This is a genomic window from Rhizobium sp. CECT 9324, from assembly GCF_918741265.1.
Classification (GTDB): Bacteria; Pseudomonadota; Alphaproteobacteria; order Rhizobiales; family Rhizobiaceae; genus Allorhizobium.
This window is the reverse complement of the sequence record NZ_CAKKMZ010000001.1, coordinates 2,192,977-2,209,947: the sequence shown is the minus strand read 5'-3', so window position 1 is coordinate 2,209,947 and position 16,971 is coordinate 2,192,977. Positions and strand designations below refer to the sequence as shown.

The 16,971-nt window shown below is 60.1% G+C and carries 17 protein-coding genes and 2 tRNA genes; 9 read left to right on the top strand and 10 right to left on the bottom strand.

Annotated elements, in window-relative coordinates:
• Positions 1 to 18: 18 nt before the first annotated feature.
• The 9 genes from exoR to LQ231_RS10920 all read right to left on the bottom strand — a co-directional run bounded on the left by exoR (position 19) and on the right by LQ231_RS10920 (position 8,954).
• Positions 19 to 810: an exopolysaccharide production regulator ExoR gene (gene exoR / locus LQ231_RS10960; protein ID WP_113141392.1), complete on the bottom strand. Its 792-nt coding sequence runs from the start codon at positions 808 to 810 to the stop codon at positions 19 to 21.
• 543 nt (positions 811 to 1,353) lie between these two features.
• Entirely contained in the window at positions 1,354 to 2,553 is a 1,200-nt protein-coding gene (locus LQ231_RS10955) for an outer membrane protein transport protein (protein WP_230171340.1), read from the bottom strand.
• Positions 2,554 to 2,670: 117 nt separating this feature from the next.
• Complete coding sequence (locus LQ231_RS10950; RefSeq protein ID WP_162742606.1) at positions 2,671 to 2,919, bottom strand: hypothetical protein; 249 nt, start codon at positions 2,917 to 2,919, stop codon at positions 2,671 to 2,673.
• 81 nt (positions 2,920 to 3,000) lie between these two features.
• Positions 3,001 to 5,928, bottom strand: coding sequence for a valine--tRNA ligase (locus LQ231_RS10945; RefSeq protein WP_230171339.1), 2,928 nt, complete (start codon positions 5,926 to 5,928; stop codon positions 3,001 to 3,003).
• 117 nt (positions 5,929 to 6,045) lie between these two features.
• Entirely contained in the window at positions 6,046 to 6,966 is a 921-nt protein-coding gene (locus LQ231_RS10940; RefSeq protein WP_230171338.1) for a DUF2497 domain-containing protein, read from the bottom strand.
• Positions 6,967 to 7,174: 208 nt separating this feature from the next.
• Positions 7,175 to 7,843 (bottom strand): protein-L-isoaspartate O-methyltransferase, encoded by a 669-nt coding sequence (locus LQ231_RS10935; RefSeq protein ID WP_113141391.1) that lies wholly within the window; start codon positions 7,841 to 7,843, stop codon positions 7,175 to 7,177.
• Between the two features lie 224 nt (positions 7,844 to 8,067).
• A tRNA-Cys gene (locus LQ231_RS10930) sits at positions 8,068 to 8,141 on the bottom strand.
• Between the two features lie 95 nt (positions 8,142 to 8,236).
• Complete coding sequence (locus tag LQ231_RS10925; protein ID WP_230171337.1) at positions 8,237 to 8,485, bottom strand: hypothetical protein; 249 nt, start codon at positions 8,483 to 8,485, stop codon at positions 8,237 to 8,239.
• Between the two features lie 187 nt (positions 8,486 to 8,672).
• On the bottom strand, positions 8,673 to 8,954 hold the full coding sequence (locus LQ231_RS10920; RefSeq protein WP_113141128.1) for a hypothetical protein: 282 nt from the start codon (positions 8,952 to 8,954) through the stop codon (positions 8,673 to 8,675).
• A 164-nt stretch (positions 8,955 to 9,118) separates the two neighbouring features.
• Between LQ231_RS10920 and LQ231_RS10915 the strand changes: the two genes are divergently transcribed.
• The 8 genes from LQ231_RS10915 (at position 9,119) to sseA (ending at position 15,286) form a co-directional block, all read left to right on the top strand.
• Positions 9,119 to 9,193: transfer RNA gene (locus LQ231_RS10915), tRNA-Asn, on the top strand.
• A 186-nt stretch (positions 9,194 to 9,379) separates the two neighbouring features.
• On the top strand, positions 9,380 to 9,607 hold the full coding sequence (locus LQ231_RS10910; RefSeq protein WP_113141127.1) for a hypothetical protein: 228 nt from the start codon (positions 9,380 to 9,382) through the stop codon (positions 9,605 to 9,607).
• 101 nt (positions 9,608 to 9,708) lie between these two features.
• Positions 9,709 to 11,151 carry a deoxyribodipyrimidine photo-lyase gene (locus LQ231_RS10905; protein WP_230171336.1) on the top strand — a complete coding sequence of 481 codons (1,443 nt, stop codon included), beginning with the start codon at positions 9,709 to 9,711 and terminating at the stop codon, positions 11,149 to 11,151.
• A gap of 127 nt (positions 11,152 to 11,278) precedes the next feature.
• Complete coding sequence (locus LQ231_RS10900) at positions 11,279 to 11,533, top strand: type II toxin-antitoxin system prevent-host-death family antitoxin (RefSeq protein WP_230171335.1); 255 nt, start codon at positions 11,279 to 11,281, stop codon at positions 11,531 to 11,533.
• Positions 11,530 to 11,784 carry a Txe/YoeB family addiction module toxin gene (locus LQ231_RS10895; RefSeq protein ID WP_230171334.1) on the top strand — a complete coding sequence of 85 codons (255 nt, stop codon included), beginning with the start codon at positions 11,530 to 11,532 and terminating at the stop codon, positions 11,782 to 11,784. The genes LQ231_RS10900 and LQ231_RS10895 overlap by 4 nt, the downstream gene beginning before the upstream one ends.
• Positions 11,785 to 12,047: 263 nt before the next feature.
• On the top strand, positions 12,048 to 13,085 hold the full coding sequence (locus LQ231_RS10890; RefSeq protein WP_230171333.1) for a cysteine synthase A: 1,038 nt from the start codon (positions 12,048 to 12,050) through the stop codon (positions 13,083 to 13,085).
• Positions 13,086 to 13,093: 8 nt separating this feature from the next.
• Positions 13,094 to 13,831 carry an alanyl-tRNA editing protein gene (locus LQ231_RS10885; RefSeq protein ID WP_230171332.1) on the top strand — a complete coding sequence of 246 codons (738 nt, stop codon included), beginning with the start codon at positions 13,094 to 13,096 and terminating at the stop codon, positions 13,829 to 13,831.
• Between the two features lie 21 nt (positions 13,832 to 13,852).
• Positions 13,853 to 15,286, top strand: coding sequence for a 3-mercaptopyruvate sulfurtransferase (sseA, locus tag LQ231_RS10880; protein WP_230171331.1), 1,434 nt, complete (start codon positions 13,853 to 13,855; stop codon positions 15,284 to 15,286).
• 52 nt (positions 15,287 to 15,338) lie between these two features.
• On the opposite strand, the gene LQ231_RS10875 is transcribed toward sseA, so the two are convergent.
• Positions 15,339 to 16,238 (bottom strand): DUF4344 domain-containing metallopeptidase, encoded by a 900-nt coding sequence (locus LQ231_RS10875; protein WP_230171330.1) that lies wholly within the window; start codon positions 16,236 to 16,238, stop codon positions 15,339 to 15,341.
• A gap of 196 nt (positions 16,239 to 16,434) precedes the next feature.
• Between LQ231_RS10875 and LQ231_RS10870 the strand changes: the two genes are divergently transcribed.
• Positions 16,435 to 16,902 carry a DUF1203 domain-containing protein gene (locus LQ231_RS10870; RefSeq protein WP_230171329.1) on the top strand — a complete coding sequence of 156 codons (468 nt, stop codon included), beginning with the start codon at positions 16,435 to 16,437 and terminating at the stop codon, positions 16,900 to 16,902.
• Positions 16,903 to 16,971: the final 69 nt, after the last annotated feature.

The following is a 16,971-nucleotide window of genomic DNA, read 5'->3' as shown; positions in this document are numbered from 1 at the left end:
CGAGGCACGCCGGCGTGGTTACTGTTCCTGATAGACTTCCGGGGCAAGCGCCACGGCAACGCGGCGGTCGTCTTCGCTCGCCATGGAAAACGCCCGTTCCTGCAGATCCTGCATCCAGGGACAATCCTTGGCATTGCAGCGGTCGAGGGCAGCCGTCAGGAATGCGAGCCCGCGCACGGTCTGACCTTCCTCGAACAGGACATTGCCGAATACAGACATGGCGCCGGCATGGCCGCTCTTGCGGGCAAGATTGAGCCATTTCTTCGCCTGCTGGACATTGGCGCTACCGCCCTCGCCGGCCAGGATCATCTGGGCCAGGCGAAACTGTGCCTCAGGAATGCCGAATGTCGACGCGGCCTGGAAATACAGCTGGCGGGCCTGAGAGAGGTCCGTGTTCACGGGACTGCCGGGAATGCCCTGACGATAATAGCGGGCCAGCGACAGAAGCGCGTTGACGAAGAAGCCGGTATCGTCAGAACCCGGCTCGACGCCCTGGCTGGCGATCTCGGAGTAAATCTTGAAGGCCTCGAAATCGTTGCGCACCACGCCATCGCCGGCCGCGTACATATTGGCTAGCGCCCAGCGCGAGCCGGTATGCCCTTTTTCCGCGGCATAACGATATGCTTCGACGGCTTCCTCCTTCTGGCCCTTCTTGTAGGCGTTGAAGCCAAACTTGAAGAGATCGAAGGGACCGGATTCCTTGCTGACGCTGCCATTGATGTCAAAGGCATAGGCTGCCGGGCTCGAAGAGAACAGCAGCGCCGTCGACAGCAGCAGAATAGCCGAGGATTTCCAATCGCGAACTTGCATGGCTGCGTAATTCTTCCAGGACAAAACAGACATCAGCGCACTCTCCCCGTCACCATGACGAGTCCAACTGCGTCTGATCTTTTGATACTCAATAACCGATGAACATCTGGTTCACGGACGGATACTGCAACGGCGCCATTTTTACGCCGGACGCTTGCACTTGTTCTCATGGGCCAAAGGTTAGGCCAGCTTTCCGGCAAGACTGGGACAGCGATGAACTGCGCTCTGTTTCGACGAAAAGATCGGGCACACACCCGATCACTTACGGTCAAAACGTCTTGAATTCGAAAGTGAACTGCGACCGAAAGGCCCATGTAAAAACTCACGCACCACACACTCGAAACGGCCCCTGCACGTTTCTTGAAAGTATCGGTGCTCTCTGTTTGTGGCGGGATGTGGACAAATTCGGCCGTTCGGAGGCGGCGTTCGAAGGATAAACGCCATGTTGCATAAACGTCACATTTTGGAGCACCGCCAGCACCCTTCCCGCCATAAAAGAAGCCCGGACAAGCCGGGCTTCTTTCTTCCGTTCAGGCGTAAAGCTTAGAACGCGATCTTGTAGGAAGCGGTCACGGCATAGGCCCAGTCGCCATCGGCCGTGGCGTTGAAGTCCGCGCCATCGGCAACAGTTTGCTCCCCGGACGTGAGATAGGACACCGCACCGCCAAGGCGCAGAACGCCGGGGCCAGCCTTAACCAGTGTACCCGCACCGACAGTCCAGGTATCCGACATGATGTCCGCACCTGTGTCCACACCACGATCCCATGTCAGACTGAGAGCGCCTGATACGGTATCTGTGAAGGTGTGACCAACGCCACCGCTGATTGTCCAACCGTCGCGCCAGAAAAAGTCCTTGGTTTGTGGAATAAGAACCCCGCCACGTGCGATGCCGTCAATCGTGTAATTCAAAGACTGAAGGACACTCCAATCCGTCCACTTGACAGACCCGAAGACCAGCCAACCGGGAGCAATTCCGCTTTGAAGGTTCAGTTCCAGTGACTGGGGAAGCGAGCCATATCCGCGAGCGGACCTGTATGCACCGATCGGGATACCCAGTGCGCCCTGGAGCAACGGAGAAGCATTCAAAAATGTGCCGTCAGCATTGTGGTCAATCTGCGAGCGATACATGACTTCTGCCCGCAGCGCATATTCCTTTATCTCATAGGCTGCGCCCAGCCTGTAGCCAAACTCGGATGAGTCGGACATTTCCAGCGTCCCGAAGTCTTTGACTTCCTTGTAGTCAAAAGATTGCGAGAAAACGCCACCGATAAAATAAAGGTCACCCTTGCCGGCAGCAAAATTGACGGCACAGGTTCCGCCATATTCATTGGTGTCGAATTCGGCAGACCGCACCGCATTTGACGTGCCTGCGATGCCTAGAATACCGCCGCCGGCAACATCCGCCGCACGGTCAGCCGCCTGCGCCTGTGTGCCATACGTCGAATCCGCTCCATAGGGCTGCGTATAGGTCAACGCGCAAGAAAAGTTGTCCGAGATTCGAAACTTCGCGGCGAATGACGGAACGCCGTAGTTCTCGGTGTGGGCGCCATCCGTGCCCGCGACACCATTGACAGTGTCGTAGTCACGATCCGGCATCACATAGGTGTAGCCACCCCGGAAAACAGCCGTGCCATCTTCATAGATGATATCCGTATCCGCATCGCCGCGGGCAAAACCGCCGGCCTGTGCTGCGCCGGCAAACGCACAAGCGCTCAGCAATGCAAGGCTCAGTTTCTTGGTCAAATGTATCGCCATATCTCTCCCCAATTTTGGCAAAACTGTGAGTTGGGATCTTAGTCACGTCCGTGTGAATAACAATCGCACGCAAAAGGTGGACAATTTGTTCCGACGGAGAAATTTTTACGTAATTAATTTGACGTGCACGTCATTAATAACCTGATTTGGATGAATATTGCTCACATCCGCACACGTCAGCGATGTTTTGGTATTTTTTTCCAACAATAACACGACCTGTGTCGCCAGCGTCACAGCACCGTCATACGTCAAAGAGAGGGGAAAACTTCGTCCATTTTGCAACTGTTGCTGTGTTGCAGCATAAAATCCCCGCATTAAGGGCGATTCTTCGCGCAATGCAGCAATTGCGTGCATTTTGCAGATCGTTGGCCAGAATCACAAACGCCAGGCATTTCGGCCTGGCGTTTGGAAAACCATTCTTTTCACGTCGAGTATTCAGCCCGCCTCGAGAACCCGCTTCAATGCGGTTTCCAGGCTCGCCTTCTGCCCTTCAAGCTCTTGGAACCGCTCCCGTTCGGCCGCCACGACCTCCGGATTGGCATTGGCGACAAACTTCTCGTTGTTCAGCTTGCCGGCAATGCGGGCCATTTCTTGATCGACCTTGGTGATTGCCTTTTCAAGGCGCGTCTTTTCAGCCGACAGGTCGACCAGCGTGCCGAGCGGCAGGCAGGCCGTGGCCTCGCCGACGATGATCTGGGCTGCCCCCTTCGGTGCGACACTGGCCAGCGAGATTGTCTCGACGCGGGCAAGGCGCTTGATTGCGGCCTCGTGATGCACGAGACGCTCCTGCGTGACGCCATTGGCACCCACGACGACCAGCGGCGCGATCGCACCCGGCGGCACGTTCATCTCGGCACGAACCGAGCGGATGCCGGTGACCAGATCGATCAGCCAGTTGATGTCGGCCGCCGCCGCCTCGTCGGCAAATTCCGGTGCCGGCCAGTCGGCATGGCAGAGCAAAGTGTCGCGCGACTTGCCCTCACCTGCCGTATGGGCCCAAAGCTCTTCCGTCATGAACGGCATGAACGGATGCAGCAGCTTGTAGGTCTGCTCCAGCACATAGGCGGCGCAAGCCTGCGCTTCCGCCTTGGCAAGCGCGTCCTCGCCGGCAAAGACCGGCTTCAGCAGCTCGAGATACCAGTCGCAGAAGTTGTTCCAGACGAAGCGGTAGAGCGAGCCGGCCGCATCGTTGAAACGGAAGCCGGCGATCGCCTCGGTGACTTCGCTTTCGGTGCGCGCCAGTTCCGTCAGGATCCAGCGATTGATTGCAAGCGTCGTCGTTTCCGGCAGGAATTTCGGATCCGCCTTGACGCCGTTCATCTCGGCGAAGCGCGTGGCGTTCCACAGCTTGGTGCCGAAGTTGCGATAGCCGGCGATGCGGGCCGGATCGAGCTTCACATCGCGGCCCTGCGCAGCCATGATCGCCAGCGTGAAACGCAGCGCGTCGGCACCGTATTCGTCGATCAGTTCCAGCGGGTCGATGACATTGCCCTTGGACTTCGACATCTTCTGGCCGTTCTTGTCACGGACCAGCGCATGCACATAGACGGTGTGGAACGGCTCGACCGGATTGCCGTCCTCGTCCTTCATGAAGTGCAGGCCCATCATCATCATGCGGGCGACCCAGAAGAAGATGATGTCGAAACCGGTGACGAGAACGTCGGTCTGATAATACTTCGCCAGTTCCGGCGTCTCATCCGGCCAGCCGAGCGTCGAGAAGGGCCAGAGCGCAGACGAGAACCAGGTGTCGAGCACGTCTTCGTCGCGGGTCAGGATCTCGCCCGGCTGGAAGTTTTCAAGCTTCTCCTCGACCCAGGCCTTCCACGGACCTTCGTGGGCGATGTAGTGCTGGATGGCGGCGTGCAGCGCCTCTTCCTCGGTCTTCTCGACGAAGACCTGGCCGTCCGGACCGTACCAGGCAGGGATCTGATGGCCCCACCAGAGCTGGCGCGAAATGCACCAGGGCTGGATGTTCTCCATCCATTCATAATAGGTCTTGTCCCAGTTCTTCGGAACGAACTGGGTGCGGCCCTCGCGCACGGAAGCAATCGCCGGCTCGGCGAGCGTTTTGGCGTCGACAAACCACTGGTCGGTCAACATCGGCTCGATGACGACGTTGGAGCGGTCGCCGAAGGGCTGCATGATCTTCTTCGACTCGACATAGGGAATGTCGTTGCCTTCGGCATCCTTGACGGTAACGGCAAGGCCCTCGGCATTGATTGCGTCGACGATCAGCTTGCGGGCAACGTAACGATCAAGGCCACGATATTCGTCGGGAACGAGGTTGATGCCGTCGACTTCCTCTTCGCTCGGCACATGGCCGGACTTGGCAATCTCCAGCGCCTGGGCGGCGTAGTCGGCATAGACCTCGCCGTCGTCGCGCATCGATGCGGTCGTGTCCATCAGGCGATAGAGCGGAATGTTGTTGCGGCGCGCGACCTGATAGTCGTTGAAATCATGCGCACCGGTGATCTTGACCGCGCCGGAACCGAAGGTCGGATCCGGATATTCGTCGGTGATGATCGGGATCAGGCGGCGATGCTCTTTCGGCCCGACCGGGATTTCACAGAGCTTGCCGACAATCGAGGCATAACGTGCGTCAGAGGGATGAACGGCAACAGCACCGTCGCCCAGCATTGTCTCGGGACGGGTGGTGGCGATCGCGATGTAGTTGCGTTCTTCCGAGAGGGTGACGTTGCCGTCGGCATCCTTCTCGACATAGGTATAAGTCTCGCCACCGGCGAGCGGATATTTGAAGTGCCACATATGGCCTTCAACTTCGCGGTTTTCGACCTCGATGTCGGAAATGGCGGTCTCGAATTTCGGATCCCAGTTGACCAGCCGCTTGCCGCGGTAGATCAGACCTTCCTTGTAGAGCGAGACGAAGACTTCCAGAACGGCGGCCGACAGGCCCTCGTCCATGGTGAAGCGCTCGCGCGACCAGTCACAGGAGGCACCGAGGCGCTTCAGCTGGTTGAAGATCAACCCGCCGGATTCGTCCTTCCACTCCCAGACCTTCTCGATGAAGGCATCGCGGCCCATGGCGCGGCGGCCCGGCAGCTGCTGTTCCATCAGCTTGCGCTCGACAACCATCTGGGTCGCGATACCGGCATGGTCCATGCCCGGCTGCCACAACACGTCCTTGCCGCGCATGCGCTCGAAGCGGATCATGATGTCCTGCAGCGTGTTGTTCAACGCATGGCCCATATGCAGCGAGCCCGTCACGTTCGGCGGCGGGATGACAATGGTGAAGGTGTCCTCGCCCGGCTTCGCATTGGCACCGGCGCGGAAGGCATCCGCATCTTCCCAGGCTTTCGCGATCTTCGGTTCGACGGCGGCTGAATCGTATGTCTTTTCGAGCATTTTCCGACCAGATTTTGGAGTTCTTGTTGTGGGATTGGTAAACAGGACTGGCAAATCCAAGTCAATAAAAAAGCCGCCCCGGAACCCGGAGCGGCCTAAACCCGGACTTTGTCTTATTTAGCGACGCGGACCGCGGGCGACGCGTTCAATCTCTTCGCGCACCAGGCGCTCCACCAGCGTCGGCAGGTTGTCGTCGAGCCAGTCGCGCAGCATCGGGCGCAGCATGTCTTCGGCCATTTCATCCAGCGAGCGGCGCTGCTGGCCGTCGATGGCGGCTGCCAGTTCGCCAAAAGAGCGCGACACCTGCTCCACGGTTGCAGCCGACACCAGCGCGTTCAGGCTCTGGCCGGCGTTGTCCTGGGGGCGCAAGTCGGCGGGCGGCTCGACGCTGGGCGCCGCAGCCGTTTCCATCTCGACTTCCACCACGTCCTCTTCGATCAAGTCGACCTCTTGCATCGGCACGTCGGCCGGCTGCTCGAAGGACAGGTGAGGTTCGCGCCGCATCTGCACTTCGACCGAATCGATCGTCGCATGGCTGCGTTCTTCAACCGCGTGCAGTTCCGGTTCCGCCTGGCGCGCCTGCGGTGCGCGCAGTTCGGCGAGCCGGCTGCTCATCAGCGGGTTTTCGACGCGCGGCTCCGGCTCGACTGCCGTCTGCTGCACCATGTAGCGATCGGCACGCTCGGAGGCGGAACGCACGCGTGCGGCCAGATCCGCCAGCGACATGCTTTTGGGGGCCTCCGGCTGTTCCTGCCGCGTCTCGGGCTGCACGTCGCCGCGATAGCTGCCGCTCATGCCAATGCCGGCCTGTATCGGGCCGGGATCGTTTGCGGGCGTGAATTCGACAGGCTCATAGCCGCGATCGTCACCGGCGCCATGCATGCCGGCTTCAATTTCGCCATGCTCTTCATCATAGATGGACGGCATGTCATCGGACATATCCTTGGCAGTTCCAGGATCATTGCTTTCGATGATCCGGCGGATCGAGGCCAGGATTTCCTCCATGGACGGTTCACGCGCTACGCTTGGCTGAGCCATACTAATCCCCGTTGTCCTAGAATGCTCGGCCGTCCAGTCGCATCCCGGCCGATTCGCTCCACCCTAGGATACGCTTTCGCAGAAAAAAATCACGGCAGTGCAACGAATTGGCGTGATGCACAGGTTTGTTGCCCTGCGGCAAACAAAAAGGGCCTGCGCGAAGCAGGCCCAGTTGCCAATACCCGAATGCCGGAATTCGATCGCCAGATCAGAACACGAATTCGGCATGCTTGCGGAAACCCGGCAGCGGCTTGACCGAGGCGTTGAAGTATTCCGTGTAGGACGTGACGCCGTCCGCCTTGACGTAAAGACGGGCACGCGCGGCATTGCCGTAACCGACGACAGCCACGAGGCGGCCGCCTTCGCGCAACTGCGACAGCAATGCCTCCGGCAGCAATTCGATCGAACCGTTGACGAAGATCACGTCATAAGGCGCTTCGGCGGCATATCCCTGCTCGAGCGGACCGGTCACGACGGCGACATTGTCATAGCCAAGGTTGGCCAGGGTTTCCGTTGCCCGGCTCGCCAGAGCCTCATCCGATTCGACCGCGACAACCGAGCCGGCCAGCGACGACAGCAGCGCCGAGACATAGCCCGTTGCGCAACCGATCTCCAGAACCAGATCGTCCTTGGTGATCGCGGCAAGCTGCAGCAGCTTGGCGAGAGGCGATGCCTCCATGAGGTAGCGGCCTGGAACACCATTTTCTGCAGCCGCAACCAGAAGATCCTCGTCAATATAGGCCAGCGGCTTCAGTTGCGGCGGAACAAACGCCTCGCGCGGAACGGCCAGACAGGCGCTCAGCACGGAGTGGGACGTCACGTCCGTCGTGCGAATCTGATTGTCGACCATCTTGGTGCGTGCTGCTGTGTAGTCCATCATGTCTGTCGCCCCATATCGGCCGGTGTCATGACCCAGTGTCTTAATTGCAGGCCGTCCGGCTTTCAAGACACACCGGACCGTTAGCCGCAGAATATCACAGCTGGTCGGGAAGGCTGGGTCTAATAACAAAGGAGAGACAACGGGAAACGGTAAAAGCCGCCGGCAAATGGCGAATTCATTGCGCGATGTATGCGCAAGACCATCAAAGCTGAAGGAAGAGTTGGAGGCCTCGCCCGGAATCGAACCGGGGTGCAAGGATTTGCAGTCCTCTGCGTAACCACTCCGCCACGAGGCCGTCCGTTTTGCTTAAAAGCGAGTGGTGGGCGGCGTTTAGAACGGATCGAGATTGAGCGCAAGGGGAATTTTCGAAAACCCCGGCACTCGGAAATCTCAGACCGCTTGCCGCAAAGTCTTGATGAGCCCGATGCCGGTCATCGTGCCTGCCGCATCGGCAAGCTTTTCCGGATCGACAAGACCGGCCGCATAGAGCCTGATGACGACTCTGCCGAGGATCTCAACGTCATCGACGGTGCGCGCACCCTCGCCCGCATCGCGTGCCATGAGCATCGCCGCTTGCATCACGCGAAGATCGACGGGCGACATGATTCCCGACACCGAATGTTCCGCTGGTTCGCTCATCGCACCTCCTGCCCTGACATCGGACAGATCGTCCGTTTATCGTCAGGCTGTTTCGTGATGAAACCTCATCCTAACAGGGTAACCTTGGCGGCGCCTTTGCATTTGACATACGGGTGTGTCGAATTCTGGATGAGAGGAATGTTCGACGGCCGCACCGCCGCATTCTGCCCCATACGCGGTTCCGGCTTCACTTCGTCCCGGCGCGCTTGACGTCCGGATGACGCTTGCGCCACCAGATCGCCATGCGCCGACGCTTGCGGCGGACAAACGGCAGATCATGCGAGAGCACGATCAGGCCTGCCGGGACCATCCAGAAACCGAGGATCGGCAAGAAGCCGAGGAAACCGCCGCCGATCAGAGCCGATCCGGCGGCAATACGACCGCCGCGCGACCGCGGAAAAGGGATTTCGAAGCTGCCGAGACAAAGTCGGCCCCGTTCCGCATCTATCCGGTATCTACGCTCTGCCAATCGTCAAACTCCCTGCAATTCCGGCGTTTTCCAGTGTTTTATCTCTGCCCAAGAAATGGGTAGCCCACAGAATAAAACAAGCCGAATGCATTTTTTTTGAAAAACCGCTTGGCAAATCGAACCAGCATTTGTATTAGCCCACTCACACCGCGGCAAGCGGCTGTTCCCTGGTAGCTCAGCGGTAGAGCATTCGACTGTTAATCGACAGGTCGCCGGTTCGAATCCGGCCCGGGGAGCCATCTCATTCTAAAGGCCTGCGCTGAACAAGCGCGGGCCTTTTCTCTTTCCGGCCATCCCTGTTCTTATCCACAGAGGCCACCTCATTTCCCTTCCCCGCCGCTCGCCTTTTTGCGGTGCGGCAACTCCGTCTTCATCTTTGCTTGTTATCCGTCGGTCATTGCGAAATGACGTATGGGAGATTGCAGATGTGGATCCAGCTTCATGACGGGGACGGCTTTCCCCTCTTCGTGAACATGGACAATGTGGTGGATTTCCGCTGGTACGATCGGGAGAAATACACCTGCCTGCTGACAAATGCGCCGGTCGCGGAAAAGCTCCATCGCCTCTATGTTCGTGAAAATGCGACGGAAATCATGGCATTGATTCATGCCGAGCAACGTCACCGTTCCCCCGCCGTGCTGACGGCCGCCTGAACGCGATTTCGAACCTTTTTCCCTGCTAATTCCCACTCCAGTATGATCCTCCCGCGCTGTTCCTTCGTATCAGGGGGTTAAACAGCAGATGAGTATCCGGAATGCCCTCGACCAAACCCCTGATTTTGTGGTTCCGCAAGGATCTGCGTCTCGACGACCATGCAGCTCTGGCCACGGCAGCGGATGAGGGGCGACGTGTCATTCCCGTCTATATCAGAGAGCCTGCCTCTGCGGAGACAGGTCCGCTTGGGGCGGCGCAGACCTGGTGGCTGCATCATTCCCTCGTCGCGCTTGCCAAGTCGCTCGAGGCGATCGGCAGCCGGCTGATTTTGCGCAGCGGGCCAGCCGGACAGGTGCTCGATCATTTGATCGACGAGACCGGCGCCGGCAGCGTCTACTGGAACCGGCGCTATGATCCGCCCGGCATTGCCATCGACAAGGCGATCAAGGCGCGGCTGACCGAGGACGGTCTAGTCGTTCGCACCTTCGCCGGCCAGATCCTGCACGAGCCGACACGGCTCACAACCGGCGCCGGCACCAATTTCCGTGTCTACACGCCGTTCTGGAAAGCGCTGGAGAGCTCCGGCGAACCACGCGAGCCGGCACCCGCACCGACCTCCCTTGCCTCACCACCGCACTGGCCGGACAGCGAGCCGCTCGACCACTGGTCGCTTCTTCCGAGCAAGCCCAACTGGGCTTCCGAATTTTCCGAGATATGGCAGCCAGGTGAAGCCGGCGCGCTGGAGCGGCTCGACAGTTTCATCGAAAACGGCCTTGCCGGCTATCGCAGCCTGCGCGACTTCCCTGCCCGGCCGAACACGTCGATGCTGTCGCCGCATCTGGCGATGGGTGAAATCTCGCCGGCCCGGATCTGGCACGCGACACGCGGACTTGCCGGGCACTTCGCCTCCGAGGACATTATCCATTTCCGCAAGGAAGTGGTCTGGCGTGACTTCTCCTACCACCTTCTGTTTCACTTCCCCGATCTGAAATCGAAGAACTGGAATTCCAAATTCGACGCCTTCCCGTGGCGGTCGGCACCGGATCTCCTGGAAAAATGGCAGCGCGGACAGACCGGCTATCCGATCGTCGATGCCGGCATGCGCCAGCTCTGGCGCCACGGTTACATGCACAACCGGGTGCGAATGATCGCCGCCTCCTTCCTGATCAAGGACCTGATGATCGACTGGCGCTGCGGCGAGCGCTGGTTTCGCGACACGCTGGTCGATGCCGATCCGGCGTCGAACGCCGCCAGTTGGCAATGGGTCGCCGGCTCCGGCGCCGACGCATCGCCGTTCTTCCGCATCTTCAACCCGATCACCCAGGGCGAAAAATTCGACGTCGAAGGGCGCTATATCCGCACCTTCGTGCCCGAATTGAAGGCTATGCCCGACACCTATATCCACCGGCCGTTCGAGGCACCGCTTACTGTGCTCAAAGAAGCCGGCGTGATGCTTGGGAAGAGCTATCCCAGCCCGATCGTCGATCACAAGCAGGCGAGAGACGAAGCGCTTTCGGCCTTGCAGGGGCTGAAGGGGGAATGAGGGGGCGATCCTGATGCGTCCAGTTCACTGCATCCATCGAGAGCGGAGATGGAAGTCGGCGTTCACCGCGCATGCGTCCGACCGCGACAGCCCTTGTCTGCCGTACTCAATCAGGTACAATTAGCACATGAGAACCACATCCTACAGCGACCTGCGCAAGAACCTGGCCTCCCTGCTCGACAGCGTGACGGAGGACCATACCCCCGTGCTGATCACCCGTGATCGCGGCAAGCCTGCCGCCGTTCTGATGTCGGTGGAGGACTTCGCTTCCTATGAGGAAACGCAGCATCTGCTAAAAAGCCCCCGCAACGCCGAACGCCTGCTCGAAGCGGTGCGGGACCTCGATGAAGGCAAGGGCGACGTGCGCGAGCTTTCGGAGTGAAGCTCATCTTTCATGAGCGTCCCTGGGAGGACTACCTGTATTGGCAGTCCACGGATCCAAAAATGCTGGCGCGCGTCAATCACCTGATCAGGGAAACCAGCCGGTCACCGTTTCAGGGCATCGGCAAACCGGAGCCGCTGCGGGGCGATCTGCGTGGCTGGTGGTCGCGGCGCATCGACCCGGAGCATCGGCTCGTCTATCGCCCGACGGAAGACGGGCTCCTGATCGCGCAATGCCGCCATCATTATTGATCGACTTTGCGACGCATGAAAGCAGCCGGTTCGACAGCCTTGCGAATGTAGCCCACTCCGAACGCATTTTCCCTGCCCCCACCTCGGCGCGAAATGCTATTCCTTGCCTTTGCCTGCCCCCAAGCGGAAAAGAGCGTTTCAGTCCCGCGCAGACCGCTTCGCCCGCATAATCTTGTCCAGAAGGACAAAAATGCATCGGCATGTGGTTTTCTTCCCCGCGCATTTGGTTCTAGTGTTCGCACAAGACGAAAAGGCAGATATTCATGGCATTTCATCCCTCCGTCCTCGAGGCGATCGGCAATACGCCGCTGATCCGGCTGAAGGGCGCCTCCCAGGCGACCGGCTGCACCATTCTCGGCAAGGCCGAATTCTTGAACCCCGGCCAATCGGTCAAGGATCGCGCCGCCCTGTTCATCATCCGCGACGCGGAAAAGCGCGGCCTGCTGCGGCCAGGCGGCGTGATCGTCGAGGGCACGGCCGGCAATACCGGCATCGGCCTGACGCTGGTGGCCAAGGCGCTCGGCTACCGCACCGTCATCGTCATTCCAGAGACCCAGAGCCAGGAAAAGAAGGACGCGCTCAGGCTGCTCGGTGCCGAGCTGGTCGAGGTGCCTGCGGTTCCCTACAAGAACCCGAACAACTACGTGAAGATTTCCGGCCGGCTGGCAGCCCAGCTTGCCAAGAGCGAGCCGAATGGCGCGATCTGGGCCAACCAGTTCGACAACACCGTCAATCGCGATGCCCATATCGCAACGACCGCGCGCGAGATCTTCGACCAGACCGGTGGTGCCGTCGATGGCTTCATTTGCGCCGTCGGCTCGGGTGGCACGCTGGCCGGCACCGGCATTGGCCTGCGCAACCTCAAGCCCGAAGTGAAGATCGGCCTTGCCGATCCGATGGGTGCCGCCCTTTATGAATTCTACAAGAACGGCGAGCTGAAATCCTCCGGCTCCTCGATCACCGAGGGCATCGGCCAGGGCCGTATCACCGCCAATCTCGAAGGTTTCACGCCCGATCATGCCTACCAGATCCCGGATTCCGAGGCGCTCGATATCGTTTTTGATCTGGTTGAAAACGAGGGCCTGTGCCTTGGCGGCTCGTCGGGCATCAACATTGCCGGCGCCATCCGGCTTGCGAAAGATCTCGGCCCCGGCCATACGATCGTGACAATCCTGTGCGACTATGGCAATCGCTATCAGTCGAAGCTGTTCAATCCCGACTTCCTGCGTTCCAAGGAATTGCCGGTGCCGGGCTGGATGGAAAAGCGCGCCGATTTCGACCTGCCTTTTGAAACTGCCTGAGGAATAGCATGCCGACCACCGCTCTTTATCGCGACGATTTCTATCTCTCGACATGCGAAGCGGTGGTCACGGCTATCCATGACGATGGCGGCATCGAACTCGACCAGACCTGTTTTTATGCCACCTCGGGCGGCCAGCCCGGGGATCTCGGCTTTCTGGAACGGCAGGACGGTTCGCGCATCGATATCGCGCTGACGCGCCATGGCGAGACGAAGGACATCATCCTGCACCAGCCGGCCGAGGGCCAGCCGTCGCCGGCGGTCGGTGAAACCCTGGTTCTGCATATCGACTGGCCGCGACGCTACAAGCTGATGCGCATGCACACCGCCTGCCACCTGCTTTCGGTCGTCTGCCCCTTTCCGATTACGGGGGCTGCCGTCGGCGAAGAGGAAAGCCGGGTCGATTTCGACATGTCCGAGACGATCGACAAGGATCAGGTCACAGCCGACCTGATGAAGCTGATTGCGGAAAACCATCCGGTTTATCTGCAGTGGATCACCGATGCCGAGCTCGTCGCCAATCCCGGCATCGTCAAGTCGAAGAATGTCCGCCCGCCTGTCGGGCTTGGCCGGGTCAGCCTTGTCGCGATCGGCGAGAACTCCGCCGTTGACAGCCAGCCCTGCGGCGGCACACATGTTTCGGAGACCCAAGAGGTCGGCGCGATTCATATCGCCAAAATCGAGAAAAAGGGCAAGGAGAACCGCCGGTTCCGCATCCGCTTTGGTGTTCCGGAGGTCTCCGCCTGAAACAAGGCACGGGAGAACAGCATGTCCGGGGAAAGAAGCCGTTTCGTCGTCTCAGCAGACTGGGTCGAAAAGCATCTCGGGGCTCCCGAATTCAAGCTTGTCGACGCATCCTGGTATCTGCCGGCCCATAACCGCAATGGCGCTGCCGAATATGCGAGCGGTCATATTCCCGGCGCCGTGTTCTTCGATCAGGATGTGATCGCCGACAAGTCGACCGGTCTTCCGCACTCCCTGCCCTCGCCGGCCTTCTTTGCCGATGCGGTCGGCCAGCTCGGGATTTCCGCGACCGATACCATCGTCATCTATGACGGCCCGGGCTTCTTTTCGGCGCCGCGCGTCTGGTGGATGTTCCGTGTCATGGGCGCCAGACGCGTCTATGTGCTCGACGGCGGGCTCGACGGCTGGAAGGCCAGTGGCCGCAAGCTGGAAACCGATCTGCCGGAGCCGGAGCCGGTCAATTTCGAAACCCATTTCGACCGCGCCCGCATCACCTCCTTCGACCAGATGTCGGCGATCGCCGACACTGGCGATAGGCAGGTTGCCGATGCCCGCCCGGCCTGCCGCTTCACCGGTGAGGAACCGGAACCACGCGAGGGCATGCGCTCCGGCCACATGCCGGGTGCACGCAGCGTGCCGGCGTCGCTGCTGTCCGAAAATGGTCGCCTGAAGGATCTCGCCACCCTGCGCTCGATCTTCACCAATGCCGGCATCGACCTGTCCCAGCCGGTCGTCACCAGCTGTGGATCCGGCGTGACCGCAGCGGTCGTGACGCTGGCGCTGGAATCCCTCGGTCATACCGACAATTCGCTCTATGACGGCTCCTGGTCGGAATGGGGGTCAAAGACTGACACACCGGTGACGACGGGTTCGGCCGAACCCTTGACGTCGAAGACCGAAGGACCGCTGACCGCCCATGTCACCCGTCTCGAAATGACGGCACCGCCGAAGTCGAGCCTGCCGGTGCCGGTCAATATCCAGACGGCGATCATGCGCACCCAGGAAATTCCGCTCGCCTTCTACCGCTTCCTGCACCGCCAGGTCGGCGCGCGCTGGCACTGGTACGAGCGCCTGCGCATGACCGACGACGCATTGAAGGCGATCATCCACGATCCGAAGGTCTCGATTTCGGTTCTCTATGTGAACGGTGCTCCGGCCGGCTTTTACGAACTGTCGCAGGAAAGCGATAAACTGGTCGAATTGTCCTATTTCGGCCTGTTCGAATACGGCCTCGGCCTCGGCATCGGCAAGTGGTTCCTGCTGCAGGCGCTTTATGCCGCCTGGACCAGCAATCCGGACAAGGTCACGGTCACGACCAATTCGCTCGACCATCCGCGCGCGCTGCAACTCTACCAGCAGTTCGGCTTCTCCCCGGTGGAGACCTTCAACGCACTGGTCGAGCCGATGACCGAGCAGGAACTGCTGCAACTGATGAAGCGCGACGGCGCGACATTCTGATTGAGGCGGCAACCCCGCTTCGTCGCGACCGGCGAAGCGGGCCGATCTGCCATTACGGATCGGAGGCCGCAGCCTTGAGGGCGGATATCATGCCGCGCTTTTCGTCAGCCTGCGGCTGATCTTCCGGTGATGACGGCGCACGGTTTTCCTCGAAATACTGGCTGACGAGATCGGCGTGATGCGCGGCGAACTCGTAGCAGAAGGTGATCTCGCGGGCCGCAGGATCCCAGAATGCATTGATCACGCCGCAGGTCTTGGCCGTGACCTTGATGCCATCGGGAATGTTGTATCCCTCGCCAAAGGTCGCTGAAATCGCTTCGAGCACCTGGCCCTCTTTCAGCATGTCCTCGACATATTGCAGATCGTCGCCGGCCGGCTCATAGGTGACGGTGAAATTCGAGGTCTTCGTATCGTCGACATAAGGATCGAGCACGCCCCACCAGCTGTCGCGCGTCTGTTCGTATTCCGCAACGCATTGCTCCCGGCGCTCCTCAGGAAACTCGAGCGAATCGATGAACGCCTTGAAATATTCGGGATCCTTGCCGGACATCATGCAGACCAGCGCATAGGCGCGCTGCTTGTTCAGGCCATGGGTGCCCTGGAAATCCGTCTCTTCGACACCCTGCGCATTGTTCGCATCGATCAGGAACCAGCCGTCGGCCGCATCCTGCATTGCCGCCCGCAATTCCTCGTCCTCGCTCTCCAGCAGCATCACGGAGGACAGACCGTCGACGGCATCCTCTTCGCGCCCGAGAACCGGCAGGCCGAGTTCCGAGACCAGCATATGGCCGCCTTCGTGGAAGAGGATGAAGATCGCGTTGTTGACCACATATTTGCGGCCTTCGGTGATCTCTTCCGGGGTCAGATCGGCCTTTGCCGAACCTGCCGGCATAGCGAAAAATGCGGCGCAAGCACCGCCAAGCGCGATCAGCGCAGTGGTAAAATATCTCATGGAATCCCCGACCCCGTTGTGCTGGCTCGTTGTGCTGGCCCCTTGTGCTGACAAGACGCTAGCCGAAACAGCATAGGCGAGAGAACCTCCATTTTTGGTGAATGTCGCACCGGCGCGCAGGAATCGGGTGGAGCGGGCCGGATGAACCTCGCATGATGGCCGCAAATGCCCCTCAGACCCTTTGCGAGAAACGATCATGACCCTGGGCTTCACCGCCATTGCGACCGACGAACTCATCGCCTACCAGGCCGGTGCACCGGATGCCTACGGCCTTGCGCCGGAAACACGGCTGTCGCCTGGCGATGGCTATCCCTGTCGCCACTGCCTCGGCTTCATCGAGGAAGGCCAGCCCTATCTGACGCTCGCCTATCGCCCGTTCCCGAGCCTGCAGCCCTATGCCGAAACCGGACCGATCTTCCTGCATGCAGACCCCTGCACGCGGTATGCCGCAAGCGAGGTGCTGCCGCCGATGCTGGACAGCCCGGACTATATCGTGCGCGGCTATGGTGCAGACGACCGCATTGTCTATGGAACCGGTGCCGTGACGCCGACCCCGGCGATCGTCGACCGGGCACAGGCATTGCTGGCCGATCCGGCGATTGCCTATGTGCATGTGCGCTCGGCGCGCAACAATTGCTACCAGTGCCGGATCGAGCGCGGGTAACTGACCAACTCTGAACGCCAGCATAGAAAAGGCCGGCCAGCGTGCTGGCCGGCCCAATTGGCCGCGTTC